Genomic DNA, 17,736 nt, shown 5'->3' on the forward strand with positions numbered 1-17,736 from the left:
AACAGCATGAGCGATTACATCCGACAACCTCAACAGATCGAAAGAAATAGCTTTGACATTATCAGCCAGCTTATTTTTGAATCGTGGCCTGATTATCGTTTTGTGGACGCGGATCAAGAAGCCGTGATCAAACGGGTGATCCATACCACCGCTGATTTTGACTGGCTTGATATTCTCTATTTTTCCCCGGATATTTTTCGCCACATTAGCGACGGTATTTTGCGTGGCTGTACGTTATATACCGATACGACAATGGCGCTATCTGGCATCAATAAAACGCGCTTGGCTCAGTATGGCAGCAAATGCCGTTGTTATGTCAGCGATCCCCGCGCCATACAAATGGCAAAAGCCCAGCAAATCACACGTTCAATGGCAGCAGTCGATCTGGCCTTGCAAGAAGCGGGGGAGAAGATTTTTGTCTTTGGCAACGCCCCGACTGCGTTGTTTCGTTTGATGGAACATCAAGTTGCCCCGATTGCCGTCGTTGGGGTGCCTGTTGGGTTTGTCGGCGCAGAAGAGTCAAAAAATGTCCTGATCAATAGCGGGTTAAATTGCATTGCAGCAAAAGGGCGTAAAGGGGGCAGTAATATTGCTGCCGCCATTATCAACGCCATTCTGTATCGGATGCCGGAGGTCAGGCATGAATGAAATCAGTGATACACAAGCTAATGGTCTCGGAACGGTTTGGCATCGGGGCAAGCAGTATCGCAAGGGCTACACCACGGGGTCCTGTGCCACAGCCGCTGCCAGGGTTGCTGCATTGATGATCTTGCGTCAGCAGATTATTCATCAGGTTTCTATTGTCACGCCTTCTGGTGTCACCCTGGCCTTGAATGTCGAACAGCCCTTGATTGAAGGACAGCAGGCGGTTGCCGCTATCCGTAAAGATGGTGGCGATGATGTGGATGCAACTCACGGTATGTTGATTTTTGCCCGTGTCTCCCTGAATAACAGCGGCGTGATCACACTGGATGGCGGTGAAGGCATTGGCAGGGTAACGCGAGTGGGGGTGGGTTTGCCGATTGGCTGGGCAGCCATTAATAAAACCCCACGACATACCATTGAAGAAGCGGTACGGGAGGTCATCGGTCCACACCGTGGGGCAGATATCGTCATCTTTGCCCCTGAAGGCGAGGAACGGGCGAAGAAAACCTATAACGACAGATTGGGGATTAAGGGCGGCATTTCGGTTATTGGTACGACTGGCATTGTGACGCCGATGTCGGAAGAGAGCTGGAAACGTTCTTTGGCGCTGGAATTAGAAGCCAAACGTGCCGATGGGCTGGATCGCATTATTTTTGTACCGGGAAATCACGGTGAACGTTTTGTCAGCCAGCAGTTGGGTATTAATGCGAATTATGTCGTCACAATGAGTAACTTTGTCGGTTATATGTTGCAAGAAGCCGTGCGTCTGGAGTTCCGCCATATCGTTCTGGTAGGACATGTCGGCAAGTTGGTGAAAATCGCTGCCGGTATTTTTCATACCCACAGCCATATTGCTGATGGTCGCATGGAAACGTTGATTGCCAATCTGGCCTTGATAGGAGCACCTTTCGAACTAATTCAGGCCGTGGATCAATGTGATACCACCGAAGCGGCCATTGAGTTGATTGCAGAACAGGGCTGGCAGGCCGTGTACCAACAAATTGCCCAGAAAATCTGTGGGCGTATTGACCAAATGCTACGTTTCGCCAGTGGTAAACCGCAGTGTGATGCCATTCTCTTCTCTTTTGATAACCAGATCTTGGGCTGCAACCGGCCTGTGGACTCGATAGTGAAGGATTTCATGGAGGATTGCCGATGATTACCGTTGTTGGTATTGGCCCCGGTGCCGTTGCAAACCAAACACTGGCGGCGTTGGAGGCGATCAGACAGGCCGAAGTGTTGGTCGGAGGAAAGCGCCATCTCGCCGAATTTCCCCATTTCAACGGAGAAACCCGCCGTTTGGATGCTGATGTGGATGGATTGATGCAGTGGCTTGAACAGAATCAGCATCGGCAAATTATTGTGCTGGCTTCGGGTGATCCTCTCTTTTATGGCATCGGTAAACGGATCACTGAGCATTTTTCTGGACAAAATACCCGCATTATCTCCGGCATCAGTTCAATCCAATATTTATGCGCCCAAATTTTGCTGGATATGAACGACATTTATCTCACCAGCAGCCACGGGCGCAAACCGGATTTTGATTGGCTACTGCAACACGAAAAAATCGCCATGGTAACGGATGACGTTATTGGTCCTTACCAGATTGCGCAAGAAATTCTGGCACGCGGGCAGAAACGGCGCATGGTGATTGGTAAAAATTTATCCCATGAACATGAACAAATTATTTGTTTGCAGGCGGAACAGGTTGTGCAACGCGGCGACATTGATTATGGCCTGAATGCAGTGGTGATTTTAAATGGTGAACCTGAATGAAAGATGAACTGTTTTTGCGCGGTCATCGCATCCCCATGACCAAAGAAGCCGTTAGGGCGCTGGCATTGGAACGATTGGAACTGGAAAAAGCCCACCGTTTTATCGATGTTGGTGCAGGTACAGGTAGCGTCAGTATTGAAGCGGCCTTGCGCTATCCCGCATTGGATATTCTTGCCATCGAACGCAAGGAAGAGGCCCTGTTATTGCTTGCTGAAAATATTCGGCATTTTGGCTGCCATCGGGTTCGTATCCAGTCTGGTATTGCCCCTATTCCATTGGACAACACCGCGGATGCTATTTTCATTGGTGGAACGGGAGGGTATCTGACAGAAATCATTGATTGGGCATTATTGCACCTGAACTCAGGTGGACGTTTAGTCATGACTTTTATCCTGCTGGAAAACTTCACGCAAGCATTATCGCACCTGAAATCCTGTTGGGTGACAGCGCTTGATGGGCGTGAAATTCAGGTGGGAGAACTGACGGCACTAGGGCAAGGACATTATTTCAAACCCAACAATCCCACTTATTTACTGTCCTGCCAGAAAGAGTCTGAGCAAAAGGAGCGGGATGATGCCTGAATATATTAACGCTGAACCGATAGATAACGTCAGTTTTGATCCTGAAAAAGTCTGGTTTGTTGGTGCGGGGCCAGGAGATAAGAGCCTGATTACCCTCAAAGGCTATCAATTATTACGTCAGGCGCACGTGGTGATTTATGCCGGCTCGCTGGTTAATCGGGAGTTACTGGATTATTGCCGTGCAGATGCCGAATGCCATGACAGCGCGAGATTGACGTTAGCGGAAATCACGGAATTGATGGTGAATGGCGTGAAAGCGGGCAAATTGGTGGTGCGCCTGCAAACGGGGGATTTATCGCTGTTTGGCTCCATACGTGAACAGGCCGAAGAACTGGCAAATCATGCTATTGGTTTTGTCTCTGTGCCCGGAGTGAGTTCGTTTCTTGGCGCAGCTGCACAGTTGGGCGTGGAGTACACCGTGCCCGAAATCACGCAAAGTTTGATTATTACTCGTATGGAAGGCAGAACGCCAATGCCGCCACGGGAAACGTTGGAAGCCTTCGCTGCTCACCAAACTTCAATGGCGATCTTCCTTTCGGTACAAAACATAACAGAGGTTGTGGCTCGGTTGATTCAGGGAGGATATGGACAGGAAACCCCGGTTGCGGTGGTTTACAAGGCAACCTGGCCGGATTGCCAGATAGTGCGGGGAACATTAGCGACGATTGCTGAACAGGTACGCAGCGCCGGCATCCGTAAGACGGCCTTGATCCTGGTAGGGGCTTTTCTTGGCGAAGAGTATCACTACTCGAAATTGTACGATGCGAGGTTCAGCCATGAATACCGTAGCGCCTAACTTAATCTTATCTAAGACTGAGTTACCTAAAATAATGTCACCTAACAAAGAATATGCCTTGTTTTGCCTGACAGAAGGGGGAATGGCATTGGCTCGTCGTTTGCGAACCCATCTGGCGGTGGATTGTTTCACTTCCCCGGAATTGGTGGCAAGTGACGTTATAAATGGCGGTAACGGGTTCAAGGCATTTGAAGGCGGTTTTGCCAATACGGTACGCAAGGTATTCACTCAATATGGTGCGTTGATCATGGTTGGCGCGACGGGGATTGCCATTCGGATTATCGCTCCTTTGCTCAAGGACAAAATGACTGATCCAGCGGTCGTCGTATTGGATGAAAAAGGACAATTTGCTATCAGTTTATTATCGGGACATATGGGAGGCGCGAATAAACTGGCACAACAGATTGCAGATATTCTCGATGGTCAGGCGGTGATCACCACTGCAACCGATGTTAACCAGGTTGCCGCATTGGATCTGTTATCGCAAGAAATTGATGGAACAATGGAGAATTTCCGGACGAATGTCAAAACCGTTAACCAAATGCTGGTTAATGGCAAGCGGGTAGGAATATGGTGGCACCCGAACTTAAGTGATGAAAAAGATCGCTATGACACGCGTGGGTTTATTCCTGTTGACTCTCTGGAAGAGCGGCCTGAGCTGGATGCTCTGGTATACATCAGCTATGAACGGACAAATCTGGCACTGGCAATCCCGACGTTTAAATTAATCCCCTGCCGTATTGTTGCAGGCATTGGTTGCCGGCGGGGCGTGGAAGCGGAGCGGCTCGCCGAATTATTAGATAGCCATCTGGCAGAACATAACCTTGAATCTTTGGCGTTAAAAGCCGTCGGCAGTGTTGAACTGAAAAAAAATGAACCGGCGTTAATTCAATTGGCACAAGAACGCCAAATTCCATACCAAATCTTCTCTGTTAATCAGCTTGCTCAGTGTGAACAGACATTTCCGGTTTCTGAATTTGTCCGAAAAACAGTGGGCATAGGCTGTGTCTCCCAACCTGTGGCCTGGCTAATGAGTCAGGGGCACCTGGTTGGCCATACCCTGCGTGAGCAGGGCGTCACCATCACATTAGGAGTATTGCATCCATGTTAACGGTCATTGGAATTGGTCCCGGCAGTGAAGCCATGATGACGCAGGAGGCGATTGCGGCATTGAAAGCAGCTGACATCGTGGTGGGTTATAAAACCTATACCCATCTGGTGAAACCACTGGTAGGCGATAAAGAAGTTATCAAAACTGGCATGTGCAAAGAGATTGAACGTTGCCAGACAGCCATTGAGCTGGCCGAACAGGGTAAAAATGTGGCGGTAGTTTGTAGTGGTGATGCGGGTATTTATGGTATGGCAGGCTTGATTTTGGAATTGGTCAGCCAGCAAAAGCGCAATGTAGACGTTCGGCTGGTGGCGGGAGTGACGGCAAGTACGGCTTGCGCTGCCTTGCTTGGTGCACCATTGATGCATGATTTTTGTCATATCAGCCTAAGTGATCTGCTCACCCCGTGGGAGGTTATTGAAAAGCGGGTTCAGGCTGCGGCAGAAGCCGATTTTGTGGTCTGTTTCTATAATCCGCGCAGTCGTGGACGGGAAGAACATTTGGCACGGGCATTTTCCTTGATGGCGCCGTGGAAATCACCAGAAACGCCCGTTGGTGTGGTGAAAGCGGCAGGGCGCAAACAGGAAGATAAATGGCTGACGACTTTTGGCTCAATGGATTTTTCCCGTGTTGATATGCGCAGTCTGGTGATAGTGGGCAACCAGTCAACGTATATCCGTGATGGGCTGATGATCACGCCGAGAGGGTATAAGTTATGAAACGGCCATTGATTCACATTTTTGGCGGTACGAGCGATGCCCGCCAGATTTGTGTGATGATGGATATTGCCGGAATAGATTATGGCTTATCAGTGGCAACGCCGACGGGGGCACAGCAGGCGATGGGGGTTCGCGGTGAAATTGTTACCGGCAGGATGGAAGCCGAAGAGATGGCCGAATATTTGCGAAAGCGAGGGACGAAAATGGTCATTGATGCGTCCCATCCTTATGCTGAACGGCTGAGCCAAAACATTGTCGATGCTTGCCAAAAGCTAGGTATCCCTCTTATTCGTTATATTCGTCCCAGCGATATTGATGCTATTGAACATCCCCTTATCTATAAAGTGGCAACCATTAAGCAGGCGTGTGAAATAGCAAGCAGTTTGGCAACCCGTATTTTGCTGACAACCGGCAGTAAGCAATTGACCGACTATGTGGCACACCTGCCGGGAAAAACCGTACTGGCCCGTGTATTGCCCACCGCAGAAGTTTTGGCTCTGTGTGAATCTTGTGGTTTGTCAGTTGATCAGATTTTTGCCCTGAAAGGGCCATTCAGTGCCGATTTCAATCGGGCATTTTACCAATTTTGTCAGGCAGAAGTCGTCATTACCAAAGAGTCTGGTGAGCAAGGAGGATTCAGGGAAAAAGTGGAGCCTTGCCTTTCCCTTGGGCTGCCCTGCATTGTGCTCTGTCGCCCAGGGCAGCAATTTACCGGAGAAGGGATCACGCAGGCCAATGGATTGGACGAGATGTCACAGTTATTGGCGAATTTTGGTACGTAAATAAACCAATAAGGAAAGGCGAAATGAAAAAAGCATTATTGGTGATAAGTTTCGGAACCAGTTATCCCGAAACGCTGAAAAACAATATTGAAGCCTGTGAGCAGCAATTGGCCTCAGTGTTTCCAGACAGGAAACTATTTCGGGCATTTACCTCTGGCATGATCATTCGCAAATTGCGTCAGCGCGATGGTATTCACATTGATACTCCCCATGATGCACTGACCAGGTTGCATCACGCAGGTTATCACGATGTTGCTGTTCAATGCCTGCATATCATTAATGGCGATGAATATGAAAAAGTGCGGCGTGAGGTTGAGAAATTTCGCCCTCGTTTTAAGCGGCTGGTGCTGGGTACGCCTCTGCTTAGCCACTTTGATGACTATCTGCAATTGATGCGGGCACTGCGCCACCAGCTTCCGCGGTTGGCAGAGAATGAATGTGTTGTTTTTATGGGACACGGTACAACCCACCCGGCTTTTTCTGCCTACGCTTGTCTGGATCACCTGATGAGCCACTCCCATTTTCCGGCACGGGTAGGTGCGGTCGAAAGTTACCCCGAACTTCCTCTGATCATCAAAGGATTAAAAGAGCAAAAAATCCGCAAGGCTTATTTGATGCCATTGATGCTGGTAGCAGGCGATCATGCCACCAATGATATGGCTTCCAATGAAGACGACTCCTGGAAATCACAGTTGGAGGACGCGGGAATTGTTGCGATCCCCTGGTTACAGGGATTGGGAGAAAACCCGATGATTCGGCAGATGTTCGTCGATCACCTTGCTTATGCGCTTAATGATCAGGAGAAAGCCTTATGAACGAAACAGTAACAGCAGGAAAACTGTATGTTATGGGCGTTGGCCCAGGTGCCAGTGATCTGGTGACTGTACGGGCTGCGCGTATTCTTTCTGAGCTTGATGTGATCTATACCCCGACGGGAAAAAAAGGCACCAAAAGTCTCGCCCACTCCATCATTGAAGAATACCTTTCGCCGAACACTCACGTTTGCACTTATCACTTTTTAATGAAAGCCGACATGTCAGCAAAACAAGCGGTGTGGGATGAAGTGGCGCAAAATTTGAAAGAGGAAGTCGCGAATGGCAGGAAAGTTGGTTTTATCACTTTGGGCGATCCCATGCTGTTTAGTACATGGGTATTTCTTTTGCAGCGGTTGGTATCGCAACAGATGACTTCTCTCTCATGGCTGGAAATTGTACCGGGGATCACCTCATTTTCTGCTATTGCCGCAGCCAGTGCGATGCCACTAGCGATGGAAGATCAAACATTGGCTGTGATTGCCTGTACCGCTTCTGAAGCTGTCTTAGAACAAGCATTACTCAATTACGATTGCATTGTCCTGATGAAAGTCTACTCGCGTTTTCCCCAGATCAGTGACCTGCTGCGACGTCACAATCTGTTAGAACATGCGTTGATGATGGCTGATGCGACTTTGCCGACTGAGCAATGTTGGCATAATCTCGCCACACTGTCCCTCAGCGAAAAAGAGAGGATGCAGGAATTATCATATTTTTCAACGATTTTGGTTAATAAAAACTGGCAATTATCAAAGTAAGTGATAATGGTGTGGTGAGGGTGGGTAAAAGTACAGGAGAAAATAGAATGACATTATCGCTGATGGTTCAGGGAACGGCATCTGATGCAGGCAAAAGTGTGCTGGTAGCGGGATTTTGTCGGATATTTGCCCAAGATGGCTATCGCTGCACTCCCTTTAAGTCACAGAATATGGCGCTTAATTCTGGGGTTACCGCAGACGGTAAAGAGATGGGAAGAGCGCAGATATTTCAGGCGGAAGCAGCAGGGATTGCGCCGGATGTACGGATGAATCCTGTATTGTTAAAACCCACCAGTGATCGCAAGGCCCAGGTGGTTTTTATGGGGAAAGTGATGTGCAGCATGAATGCGGTGGAATATCACGAATATAAGCCGCAATTGCTCCAGCAGATTTTGATGGCATATAACGGGTTAGCGGCAGAAACGGATATCATGGTGTTAGAAGGGGCGGGCAGTCCGGCTGAGATCAATTTGCGTGATCGCGATATTGTTAATATGGGGATGGCTGAATTAGTGGATGCTCCAGTCATTTTGGTGGCAGATATTGATCGGGGTGGTGTATTTGCCTCCATCTACGGCACATTAGCCTTGCTTAAACCTGCGGAAAAAGCGCGTATCAAGGGGGTGATCATCAATAAATTTCGCGGTGATATCGCCTTGTTGCAATCAGGCATCGATCAGATCGAAGCCTTGACACAAGTCCCGATATTGGGGGTGTTGCCGTGGCTGGAGCTTGATCTGGAAGATGAAGACAGCGTCGCGTTACAGGTAGGTAAATATGATCGACAGCAACAAAAAACAGAAGACTGTCTGGATATTGCTGTTATCCAATACCCCCATATTGCCAATTTCACCGATTTCAATGCACTGGCTGCTCAACCGGATGTGTTTTTGCATTATGTCTCCGAACCTTCTGAACTCCAGGAAGCCGATCTTATTATTCTTCCCGGCAGCAAGAATACATTGGCAGATTTGGCATGGTTGAAAACCCAGGGTTTTGAGCAGGCAATTATCATAGCCCGGCAGAAAAATGTGCCGATTATCGGGATCTGCGGTGGTTATCAAATGTTAGGTAAGCAGATCGTGGATGGCGTGGAATCTGGCTTAACTCAAATGGCAGGATTAGGTTTATTGGATACGGAAACCCATTTTGCCAATGAAAAACAGACCGCGCAGGTTGAGGGCGTAGTTATGCCTGCATTGTCGGGTATGCTGAAATTATGCAGCGAACAACCCATTGCGGGTTATGAAATCCATATGGGGACCACACGGCTTGGTCAGCAGGCAACGCCTTTTGCTCAAATACATTGGTGCAATAGTGGGGAAAAAAATGGATTTGAGGGTGCAGTTGCTCAAGATGGGTTGGTAATGGGCAGTTATCTGCATGGCCTGTTTGATCAAAACACGTTTACCCGCCCACTATTAAATCAATTGCGTATTAGAAAAGGCGATGTTCCACTGGAAAATGTAGACTTTAATTACCTCCAGCACAAAGAAAAACAATTCAATAGGTTGGCTGCCAGTATGCGTGAGCATCTGGATATCGCGCGGATTTATCAATTAATGCATGAACATACCTCTGGCGGAGGGATGCCATGATTTTGGTGACTGGCGGTGCCCGCAGTGGCAAGAGTCGCTATGCTGAACGCTTGCTCACTAAACAATGCGAGCAAGTGTTATATATCGCGACGGCACAGGTTACAGATGAAGAGATGGCGGCGCGTATTAAGCGACATAAACAGGAGCGTCCAGCACATTGGCGAACCTGGGAAGGCCATCAAAATTTAGGCTCTGTTATCCGCCAGCACCGCCAATCCCAGGAGGGCGTTATACTAGAGTGTGTTACCACACTAATTGCTAACTTGTTGTTTGACTTATCGGGTGGTGTATCACCTGATGAACTTGATTTCACCTCATTAGAGGTGATTATCCATCACCAGATCGATGACCTGATTGATGCTAGCTTGATGTGTCCGATGCCAGTATATTTGGTGACCAACGAGTTGGGGATGGGCATTACACCTGAAAACCGATTGGCACGCCATTTTGTCGATATTGCTGGACGTGCCAACCAAAAGTTGGCACAAGCGGCTAAAGACGTCTGGCTGATAGTTTCGGGCATTGGAGTGAAGATCAAATGAAATTGCATCTTTTTTGGGCCACACTACAGTTTATGACACGGCTTCCGATCCCCAAAAAGTGGGCGACAGGTGTCGATTTTCGTCAATATTGGCGTGGTGTACCTTATTTCCCGTTGATTGGGTTCATTGTTGGTGGTCTGGCTGGGCTGGTATCACTTTCGATCAGCCAGTCGGGTGGGGGAATGTATATTGGTGCAATGGGTTATGTGTTGGCTTTGGCTTTATTGACGGGAGGGTTACATGTAGATGGATTGGCGGACACCTGTGATGGGCTTTTTTCCTCCCGCCAGCGTAAAGAAATGCTGGAAATTATGCGCGATAGCCGACTTGGAACGTATGGTGGTGTCGGGTTAATTTTCTGTCTTGCCCTCAAAACATTCGCTGTTGTTGAATTATCTTATCATCCTCCCTTTTATTTACTTGCCTTGTTGACCTGTGCATCGATTGTCGGACGAACAGCCGTGGTGCTTTTAATGTATGCGCAACGTGACGCCCGTGAAGGCGAGGGAATGGGAAGCAGTTACATTGGCCAAATTAGTTTCTCTGCAACTACGCTGACTTTGTTGGCTGGTATTGTATTGGTGATGATGCTAGGGAATTGGCAAACTTTGTCGGCAATGATGGTGTCATTGCTTGTGGTTTACGGGCTTGCCCTCTATTTCAATTATCGTCTTGGTGGACAAACGGGCGATACGCTGGGAGCTTCCATCGAGGTAGGGGAAATTGTTTTTTTGCTGGCAATGATTTGGCAATAACGACCTATCAATGCTGTGTGGTCTTTTGCCTTCCAGCAAGGAATCATCACCATGCGGAATTTACCACTTTGCCCGTATTCAACGCCGGGACAGAATGTCGGTTGGATGGATAAACATGACACTACAATCATTGATTGATGCGATCCAACCCTTGGATCGGGCAAATATGGAAAAAGCGGCACAGCACATTGACAGCTTAGTCAAGCCACTGGGAAGTTTGGGGCGTCTTGAAGCGTTGGCGATACAATTATCGGGTATGTCAGGTATTGTTGGCCTACAAAATCTGCAAAAAGAGATTATCGTCATGTGTGCTGATCATGGTGTATATGACGAAGGTGTGGCTGTTTCACCTAAAAACGTGACAGCCATACAGGCCCGCAATATGTTGAAAGGATTAACAGGTGTTTGTGTGCTGGCGAAAAACAGTGGAACGCATGTTTTGCCGGTGGATATTGGCATTGATTGTGATCCTATCGAACATATGTTATCCCTTAAAATCGCACGGGGCTGCGGTAATATTGCCAAGGGAGCTGCGATGGATTATGGACACGCTGAAATGTTGTTGCTGGCAAGCGCGCAATTGGTGCAACAGCGTATTGCAGCAGGAATAACGGTATTGGGTATTGGTGAGCTGGGAATTGCCAATACGACTGCGGCAGCCGCGGTTATCAGTGTCCTGACAGGCAATGATCCCTGTGATGTGGTTGGGTTAGGCGCTAACTTTCCTTCTGAGCGGCTGGCGTATAAACAATCTATTGTGCGGCAGGCTATCGCCATCAATCAGCCAGATCACAATAACGCCATTGATGTGTTGGCAAAAGTGGGAGGATTTGAACTTGTCGGCATGGCCGGTGTGATTCTGGGGGGGGCGGCTTCTGGTGTACCTGTGGTACTTGATGGTTTTTTGTCCTATGCATCAGCATTAGCCGCATGTCAACTATCCCCCATCGCACGGGAGTATTGCATCCCTTCCCATCTGTCGGCAGAAAAAGGTGCTGCGCTGGCGCTACGATATTTGAATTTGCAACCCTACTTGCATTTAGATTTACGCCTTGGTGAGGGAAGTGGTGCGGCCCTGGCGATGTCGCTGATTGATGCAGCCTGCTCGATGTATTGCCATATGGGGAAATTGGCAAGCAGTGGGATCAATTTACCGGCGGTAGAAAGGCCGCATGTAATAGCGCCGTCTTTAAACATATAAATTAAGTCCAAGGGATTAATTTATCGTTATTTTCTTTATGCTGGCTATATTAGTCTTTGACACGTTTTCTCAATTGATCTTTTACCACTTTGCCATTGGCATTTCGCGGTAAAGTTAAAAAAGTATATCCTTTAGGGCGTTTATAGCGTGCTATTACCGTACAAATATAATCGTCTAACTCTTGCTCCGTGATTGTTGTATTTTCATCGAGTTCAATAAAAGCATGGGGAACTTCTCCCCAATAGGGATCGGGTTTTGCCACAACAGCAACCGCTAATACACTTGGGTAACTGGATAAGGCATTTTCCAGTTCAAGGCTGGAAATATTCTCACCACCGGAAATAATGATATCTTTTTTTCTATCGATGATTTTGATATAGCCATCAGGATCGACGACAGCTAAATCACCCGTATAAAACCATTGGTTAGTGATCTCCGGCGTAACATGACGTACAGGATCATAAGCTGCTACGATATTACCGCGGATTGCGATCTCACCGATGGTTTTGCCATCAAAAGGCACTGCTGAGTTATTTTCATCAATGACGCTCACCTGACCTTGCAAATTAGAGACAATTCCCTGACGCATCCGTTTTAAGACTTTTTCTGATTTTGGCAGTGCTTGCCATTCATGCTTGTTTTCACAAACAACCACAGGGCCATAAGTTTCGGTTAATCCATAAACATGCGTTGCATTGATACCGACTTCGTCCAGCAATGAAAACATCATTTCTGTCGGTGGGGCACCAGCAATCAGGCCATAAACGCGGCCATTAAAATGCTTTTTATGCTTTTGCGTTATCTTGCCTAAAGAGTAGTGAATAATCGGAGCACCACAATAATGGGTTACGCGATGTTCCTGGATCAGTTGCATTACTTCTTCTGCATCAAATTTCCTGATACAGATGTGTGTGCCAGCCCGTGCCGCAACTGTCCACGGGAAACACCAGCCATTGCAGTGAAACATGGGAAGAGTCCATAAAAAGATGGGATTTTTGGGCATGTCCCAATCCAGGATATTGGAAATAGCATTTAAAAATGCCCCACGGTGAGAATACACAACCAGTTTCGGTTGCCCGCTGGTGCCCGAAGTGCAATTGATACTAATAGCGGCTTGTTCGTCAATTTGGATAAATGAGAGTGTCTTTGATGAGTGTTCGGTTACCAGTGATTCGTAAGCGATAAATTCATGGCCGGCAGTGGATATAGGAATCGCTAAATTATTTTCATCAACAATAATTATCTTAATTGGATTATTGAAAGAGACATTATTTAATAGCGAAAGATAGTTTTTGTCGATAAATAATATCTTGGGATGCAATTTTTCAAAAACAAAATTTAATGTGGCTGCATCTGTTCGGGTACTCAAGGCATTAAGAATACCACCGGATAAAGGAACAGCAAAATGTAACTCAAGCAATTCATGGATATTGGGTAAAATAGCCGAGACTACGCTCCCTTTATCTACTCCCATTTGTTGGAGTGAAATAGCAATTCTTTCACAGCGATTGGCATATTGGTGCCAGGTCCAACGCTGTTTTCCATCAATGATGGCTATATCATTACCACTGCTTAATACAGCCCTTTTAAGAAATAAAATCGGTGATAATGCTGTACCGGTATATTCATGCAAGAATGAATTATCTAGAATCATACTCTTCACCCCATATTATTATCGTTAACAAAATGTTATGTACTTTAAAAGTAATCTCTGGCAGAAGAATAAGCAATGTCGGAAAAGTTTAAGGAGGGTGTTTTATTTCAATTTTTCATGTAAATAATGCGGCCTTATTTTATATTTTTTAATATGCAGATTTCATTAATTAAACCTGATAAAGTTACGATTTAAAAATAAATTGAATAATTCTATTTTATACCAATCTAACTTCAAGATGCGTGTGATTTCATATCATGTTGTAAAGGGCAACTTGAAGTTTAATGTGTATAGATAATAAAAAACGCTTACCACTAATACAAAAGGAAAAACTATGTTCAATTTAGCGGGAAAAATTGCTTTCATTTCAGGCGGCACCAAAGGTATTGGCACGGGAATTGCCAAGGTATTGAAGCAAGCGGGTGCTGTTACCATTATTGCCGGCACTGATGAGCTGAAAGGAGAAGCCATTGCCAAAGCGCTGGAAGTGGATTTTATGCCCCTTGATGTGACTGATCAAGCAGCATGTAAAAATGTGATTGCCCAGATTGTTGAAAAGTACGGCAGACTCGATATTCTTTGTTCCAATGCAGGTATTTTTCCACAGCATTACCTGAAAGATATGACTGCGGCGGATTGGGATTTAGTGCACACGGTCAACCTTAAAGGGACATTTTTCCTGGTACAGGCGGCATTGAATGTCATGGAAAAGCAGCATTACGGGCGCGTTGTTATCACGTCATCAATAACAGGTGAGATAACAGGCATTCAGGGTTACAGTCACTACGGTGCCAGTAAGGCAGGACAACTCGGGTTTATGCGCAGTGCAGCGTTGGAATACGCGGGACAAGGCATCACCATTAATGCAGTTATGCCAGGCATGATCATGACGGAAGGTTTAAAGTCATTTGGTGATGAATTCCTCAGTTATGCGAAAGAGATCACACCAATGCGGGCTTTGGGTACGCCAGAAGATATTGGCTATGCTGCCTGTTTCCTGGCTTCCGATGAAGCGAAATATATTACCGGACAAACGATAGTCGTTGATGGTGGGCAGGTTTTACCAGAAGTACCGGAGGCTTGATCCTTTTACAAAGATTGTCGTAAGACAGTAGAAGAAGGTAAAATGTTTACCCAGTAAACACAAGGAAGGGGATTTGTTCTCTTCCTGATTTTTTATTGTCTGAATCAGGTAAGAAATATTATGTCACTGAATTATGAGCGTAAACCTCTTCCATTGCCAAATGGGAACAAGAAAGTGCTGCTGCACTCATGTTGTGCACCATGTTCTGGGGAAGTGATGGAAGCAATGTTGGCTTCAGGAATTGATTTCACAATATTTTTCTATAACCCGAATATTCATCCCCTGAAAGAATACGAGTTGCGCAAAGATGAAAATATCCGTTTTGCGCAGGAGATGGGTATTCCTTTTATCGACGCCGATTACGACCGTGATAATTGGTTTGAACGCGCGAAAGGAATGGAAAATGAACCTGAACGCGGTATTCGTTGCACAATGTGTTTTGATATGCGTTTCGAACGAACAGCACTTTATGCTTACGAACATGGTTTCCCGGTGATTACCAGCTCACTCGGTATTTCGCGCTGGAAAAATATGCAGCAAATCAATGAATGTGGGGTTCGTGCTGCTTCCCGTTACCCTGACTTAATGTATTGGGAATATAACTGGCGCAAAGGGGGTGGCTCCGCCCGCATGATAGACATCAGTAAACGAGAAGAGTTCTATCAGCAGGAATATTGTGGTTGTATTTACTCGCTGCGGGATACTAATCGCCACCGTCTGGCTACTGGCCGTGAACGAATTAAATTAGGTACAGTCTTTTATAGTGCAGATAGCAAGCAAAAAGAATAAAAAAGCCTGCGCGGAAGCAGGCCAAAATACGGCAAATATAAAAATCCCTGGTGGTGACCTTAGAGCTTAGTCGGATTAGCTCTAAACAGTGATGAGTCACCATGACTATATGTGAGATGAGCTACCGTCGTCCAATGGATTGCACAGATCAATAAGAGGAGATTGATCGATAAAAACGATCATACATGGTTTAGGTAATATCTTAGTCTAATTGTGGTTGCGGCTTTTCAGTTTGATCTAAACAAGGTTATATCAAACTGGAAAGCCTTGATTTATGGAATATAGCACTAACGATTAGTTATTAAATGAATCACTAATCTTTGCCGTATCTGGAGCGATTGGGTGTACAACCAAAACGTCGGCGATAGCTTTGAGTGAAATAGGACTGACTGGAAAAACCCGATTCCAGTGAAATATCGGCGATACTCATTTCGCTATTGAGTAATAATTGATGTGCATAAAGAATGCGTTGTTCACTAATCCAAGCCTTGGGTGACGTGCCATAGACACTGTTAAAAAGCTCCTTAAAAGAAGTTAACCCCATACCAAATTCACGTGCGAAGTCATTTAATTTCCATTCTTTGAGATAGTGAGCCTCCATAAATGTTTGCAGGCGTTCTACTGGACGGTTGCTTAATTTCCGTAGAATAGACATTAGCAATGTTCCCTGCTTACCCAAGGAAAGCAGCAACAATAACTCTTCAATTCTTAGTTGAACCAAAGCAGGAGGGGAATCATGCGCCAGTAAGTTCGCCAGCCCGCGAATGCTTTCCGTTAACAAGGGAAACTGGTTAAAAGGAATCAACCTATAAGCAGGAAACTCCTGTCGCTCTAACTGACTTAATAATGAACCGAAGCGTTGTAAAAAACTACGTAAGAATTCCATGTGTAAGGGTAACCATAATAGCTGGCAACTTTCTGTATTGGTTTTAGCGGCATAACTTCCGGGGTGAGTAAAAAGGATTTCATTCGATTTAATGTGATAAGTGTTTATGCAATCTTTCCACACCATTTCGCCATCAAGTAAAATATATAGCCCTCTTTGTTTATGCTCCAGGATATTGAAATCCGGCATAGTTAATGGGATCGTACAAATATTCTTTTGGTTTAAGCCCGTCGTCCTTTTCATCTAATACTCCTAATTTTCCGTATCGTGAGTAATCATTTTTTGATGAGTGCATGAAGTGTTTTTTATTATTAAATAACCGCTGGTATTATATAGCTAAATAAATATTTGTGTTAGGTTTAAGTGTAATTTTTTGTGATTAAAAATGATTTGTCTGTTTTTTACCTTATTTTGATCAACATCTGCATGGTCAATTTTAAGATGTTGTTAATGTTAAAATAATCTTTATTTCTTTATAAGGTTTTTTTATTGAGTTATTTATTTTTAATGTTTTTAGCCGTGGGTAATATCAATGGCGAGATGAATTTCGTTATAAGTTTTTTTATTCATTTAAATGTTTGTGTAGTAATAATATATACCAATCTAACTTCAAATTGCAGCTTGCAAATCAATGTGATTGTTTATATCTCTCCGCTACGCGGGGAAATATAACACGCATCTTGAAGTTAGATTGGTATATACGCATTAAACTTCAAGTTGCAATTGACAACACGATATGAAACTTGATGTCTCCCCGCGAAGCGGGGAGACATCAGAAGCATCTTGAAGTTGGATTGGTATAGATGAAATAACCATAAATCAAATAGTTATTGGGGATGATGTGTTTTCAGGTTTTAACCATGATGTATTTATTAACTTTTCGTGTTAATTGTTAATGAATTGTTTTTTTGTGATTTGTGATATGAAATAAGAAATGAAATTTATATTTCTGGCTTTTCTTATTTCATAAATGTGAGAAAATTCAACGATAAATCAGAGGATTAAACTCAAATAGAAACTTTATCCGTGTAATAACGCTATAAATCCCTCTGTTATAGCTTCGTAGATTGTTTTTTATACTTGTACAATGGTAGGATGTGCTCCCACAGCCTGTTTTTGTTACCTGCTAAGGCATATGTATAGATATATTTTGCTGATGGAATATAAGAAAAAACCACAAAAACGAGAACAATATGACAATGTATCGTTTTTCAGATAACGCTTTTTTATACAGTGTATGGCTCCTT

Annotated in this window: 18 protein-coding genes; 16 read left to right on the forward strand and 2 right to left on the reverse strand. The window is 45.3% G+C overall.

Annotation, left to right across the window (positions count from 1 at the left end; translation table 11 throughout):
- The first annotated feature begins 6 nt into the window (after positions 1-6).
- The 14 genes from IQ209_RS07950 to cobT all read left to right on the forward strand — a co-directional run bounded on the left by IQ209_RS07950 (position 7) and on the right by cobT (position 12,076).
- Positions 7-648 carry a cobalt-precorrin-8 methylmutase gene (locus IQ209_RS07950; RefSeq protein WP_193850620.1) on the forward strand — a complete coding sequence of 214 codons (642 nt, stop codon included), beginning with the start codon at positions 7-9 and terminating at the stop codon, positions 646-648.
- Entirely contained in the window at positions 641-1,804 is a 1,164-nt protein-coding gene (cbiD, locus tag IQ209_RS07955) for a cobalt-precorrin-5B (C(1))-methyltransferase CbiD (protein ID WP_193850622.1), read from the forward strand. The genes IQ209_RS07950 and cbiD overlap by 8 nt, the downstream gene beginning before the upstream one ends.
- On the forward strand, positions 1,801-2,421 hold the full coding sequence (locus tag IQ209_RS07960; protein ID WP_193850624.1) for a cobalt-precorrin-7 (C(5))-methyltransferase: 621 nt from the start codon (positions 1,801-1,803) through the stop codon (positions 2,419-2,421). The genes cbiD and IQ209_RS07960 overlap by 4 nt, the downstream gene beginning before the upstream one ends.
- Positions 2,418-3,002, forward strand: coding sequence for a decarboxylating cobalt-precorrin-6B (C(15))-methyltransferase (locus tag IQ209_RS07965; RefSeq protein WP_193850626.1), 585 nt, complete (start codon positions 2,418-2,420; stop codon positions 3,000-3,002). The genes IQ209_RS07960 and IQ209_RS07965 overlap by 4 nt, the downstream gene beginning before the upstream one ends.
- Positions 2,992-3,798: a cobalt-precorrin-4 methyltransferase gene (locus IQ209_RS07970; protein ID WP_370588409.1), complete on the forward strand. Its 807-nt coding sequence runs from the start codon at positions 2,992-2,994 to the stop codon at positions 3,796-3,798. Before IQ209_RS07965 ends, IQ209_RS07970 begins: the two co-directional genes overlap by 11 nt.
- A complete protein-coding gene (gene cbiG / locus IQ209_RS07975) occupies positions 3,779-4,909 on the forward strand; it encodes a cobalt-precorrin 5A hydrolase (protein ID WP_370588410.1) in 1,131 nt (376 codons plus the stop codon). The genes IQ209_RS07970 and cbiG overlap by 20 nt, the downstream gene beginning before the upstream one ends.
- Complete coding sequence (locus tag IQ209_RS07980; protein ID WP_189759941.1) at positions 4,903-5,628, forward strand: precorrin-3B C(17)-methyltransferase; 726 nt, start codon at positions 4,903-4,905, stop codon at positions 5,626-5,628. The genes cbiG and IQ209_RS07980 overlap by 7 nt, the downstream gene beginning before the upstream one ends.
- Entirely contained in the window at positions 5,625-6,410 is a 786-nt protein-coding gene (locus tag IQ209_RS07985; RefSeq protein ID WP_193850630.1) for a cobalt-precorrin-6A reductase, read from the forward strand. The genes IQ209_RS07980 and IQ209_RS07985 overlap by 4 nt, the downstream gene beginning before the upstream one ends.
- A 23-nt stretch (positions 6,411-6,433) precedes the next feature.
- Complete coding sequence (locus IQ209_RS07990; protein ID WP_193850632.1) at positions 6,434-7,225, forward strand: sirohydrochlorin cobaltochelatase; 792 nt, start codon at positions 6,434-6,436, stop codon at positions 7,223-7,225.
- Positions 7,222-7,980 (forward strand): cobalt-factor II C(20)-methyltransferase, encoded by a 759-nt coding sequence (locus tag IQ209_RS07995; protein ID WP_193850634.1) that lies wholly within the window; start codon positions 7,222-7,224, stop codon positions 7,978-7,980. Before IQ209_RS07990 ends, IQ209_RS07995 begins: the two co-directional genes overlap by 4 nt.
- A 47-nt stretch (positions 7,981-8,027) precedes the next feature.
- Positions 8,028-9,578, forward strand: a complete 1,551-nt coding sequence (locus IQ209_RS08000; RefSeq protein WP_193850636.1) for a cobyric acid synthase — start codon at positions 8,028-8,030, stop codon at positions 9,576-9,578.
- Entirely contained in the window at positions 9,575-10,120 is a 546-nt protein-coding gene (gene cobU / locus IQ209_RS08005) for a bifunctional adenosylcobinamide kinase/adenosylcobinamide-phosphate guanylyltransferase (RefSeq protein WP_193850638.1), read from the forward strand. Before IQ209_RS08000 ends, cobU begins: the two co-directional genes overlap by 4 nt.
- Positions 10,117-10,875, forward strand: coding sequence for an adenosylcobinamide-GDP ribazoletransferase (gene cobS / locus IQ209_RS08010; RefSeq protein WP_193850640.1), 759 nt, complete (start codon positions 10,117-10,119; stop codon positions 10,873-10,875). The genes cobU and cobS overlap by 4 nt, the downstream gene beginning before the upstream one ends.
- A gap of 115 nt (positions 10,876-10,990) precedes the next feature.
- Positions 10,991-12,076, forward strand: coding sequence for a nicotinate-nucleotide--dimethylbenzimidazole phosphoribosyltransferase (gene cobT / locus IQ209_RS08015; protein WP_193850642.1), 1,086 nt, complete (start codon positions 10,991-10,993; stop codon positions 12,074-12,076).
- 49 nt (positions 12,077-12,125) lie between these two features.
- Here cobT and IQ209_RS08020 read toward each other — a convergent pair whose 3' ends face one another.
- Complete coding sequence (locus IQ209_RS08020; protein WP_193850644.1) at positions 12,126-13,730, reverse strand: AMP-binding protein; 1,605 nt, start codon at positions 13,728-13,730, stop codon at positions 12,126-12,128.
- A 334-nt stretch (positions 13,731-14,064) separates the two neighbouring features.
- Between IQ209_RS08020 and IQ209_RS08025 the strand changes: the two genes are divergently transcribed.
- Both IQ209_RS08025 and IQ209_RS08030 read left to right on the forward strand, forming a co-directional pair.
- On the forward strand, positions 14,065-14,814 hold the full coding sequence (locus IQ209_RS08025) for an SDR family NAD(P)-dependent oxidoreductase (protein ID WP_193850646.1): 750 nt from the start codon (positions 14,065-14,067) through the stop codon (positions 14,812-14,814).
- A gap of 120 nt (positions 14,815-14,934) precedes the next feature.
- On the forward strand, positions 14,935-15,603 hold the full coding sequence (locus IQ209_RS08030; protein WP_193850648.1) for an epoxyqueuosine reductase QueH: 669 nt from the start codon (positions 14,935-14,937) through the stop codon (positions 15,601-15,603).
- A gap of 313 nt (positions 15,604-15,916) precedes the next feature.
- On the opposite strand, the gene IQ209_RS08035 is transcribed toward IQ209_RS08030, so the two are convergent.
- Positions 15,917-16,732, reverse strand: a complete 816-nt coding sequence (locus IQ209_RS08035) for an AraC family transcriptional regulator (RefSeq protein WP_193850650.1) — start codon at positions 16,730-16,732, stop codon at positions 15,917-15,919.
- Between the last annotated feature and the right edge of the window lie 1,004 nt (positions 16,733-17,736).

It is taken from the genome of Xenorhabdus sp. BG5 (assembly GCF_015163665.1).
In the GTDB taxonomy this organism is placed as follows: domain Bacteria; phylum Pseudomonadota; class Gammaproteobacteria; order Enterobacterales; family Enterobacteriaceae; genus Xenorhabdus.

Coding starts and splice junctions, on each gene's coding strand:
- IQ209_RS07950 (WP_193850620.1), top strand. CDS start 7: ATGAGCGATTACATCCGACAACCTCAACAGATCGAAAGAAATAGCTTT.
- cbiD (WP_193850622.1), top strand. CDS start 641: ATGAATGAAATCAGTGATACACAAGCTAATGGTCTCGGAACGGTTTGG.
- IQ209_RS07960 (WP_193850624.1), top strand. CDS start 1,801: ATGATTACCGTTGTTGGTATTGGCCCCGGTGCCGTTGCAAACCAAACA.
- IQ209_RS07965 (WP_193850626.1), top strand. CDS start 2,418: ATGAAAGATGAACTGTTTTTGCGCGGTCATCGCATCCCCATGACCAAA.
- IQ209_RS07970 (WP_370588409.1), top strand. CDS start 2,992: ATGATGCCTGAATATATTAACGCTGAACCGATAGATAACGTCAGTTTT.
- cbiG (WP_370588410.1), top strand. CDS start 3,779: ATGAATACCGTAGCGCCTAACTTAATCTTATCTAAGACTGAGTTACCT.
- IQ209_RS07980 (WP_189759941.1), top strand. CDS start 4,903: ATGTTAACGGTCATTGGAATTGGTCCCGGCAGTGAAGCCATGATGACG.
- IQ209_RS07985 (WP_193850630.1), top strand. CDS start 5,625: ATGAAACGGCCATTGATTCACATTTTTGGCGGTACGAGCGATGCCCGC.
- IQ209_RS07990 (WP_193850632.1), top strand. CDS start 6,434: ATGAAAAAAGCATTATTGGTGATAAGTTTCGGAACCAGTTATCCCGAA.
- IQ209_RS07995 (WP_193850634.1), top strand. CDS start 7,222: ATGAACGAAACAGTAACAGCAGGAAAACTGTATGTTATGGGCGTTGGC.
- IQ209_RS08000 (WP_193850636.1), top strand. CDS start 8,028: ATGACATTATCGCTGATGGTTCAGGGAACGGCATCTGATGCAGGCAAA.
- cobU (WP_193850638.1), top strand. CDS start 9,575: ATGATTTTGGTGACTGGCGGTGCCCGCAGTGGCAAGAGTCGCTATGCT.
- cobS (WP_193850640.1), top strand. CDS start 10,117: ATGAAATTGCATCTTTTTTGGGCCACACTACAGTTTATGACACGGCTT.
- cobT (WP_193850642.1), top strand. CDS start 10,991: ATGACACTACAATCATTGATTGATGCGATCCAACCCTTGGATCGGGCA.
- IQ209_RS08020 (WP_193850644.1), bottom strand. CDS start 13,730: ATGATTCTAGATAATTCATTCTTGCATGAATATACCGGTACAGCATTA.
- IQ209_RS08025 (WP_193850646.1), top strand. CDS start 14,065: ATGTTCAATTTAGCGGGAAAAATTGCTTTCATTTCAGGCGGCACCAAA.
- IQ209_RS08030 (WP_193850648.1), top strand. CDS start 14,935: ATGTCACTGAATTATGAGCGTAAACCTCTTCCATTGCCAAATGGGAAC.
- IQ209_RS08035 (WP_193850650.1), bottom strand. CDS start 16,732: ATGAAAAGGACGACGGGCTTAAACCAAAAGAATATTTGTACGATCCCA.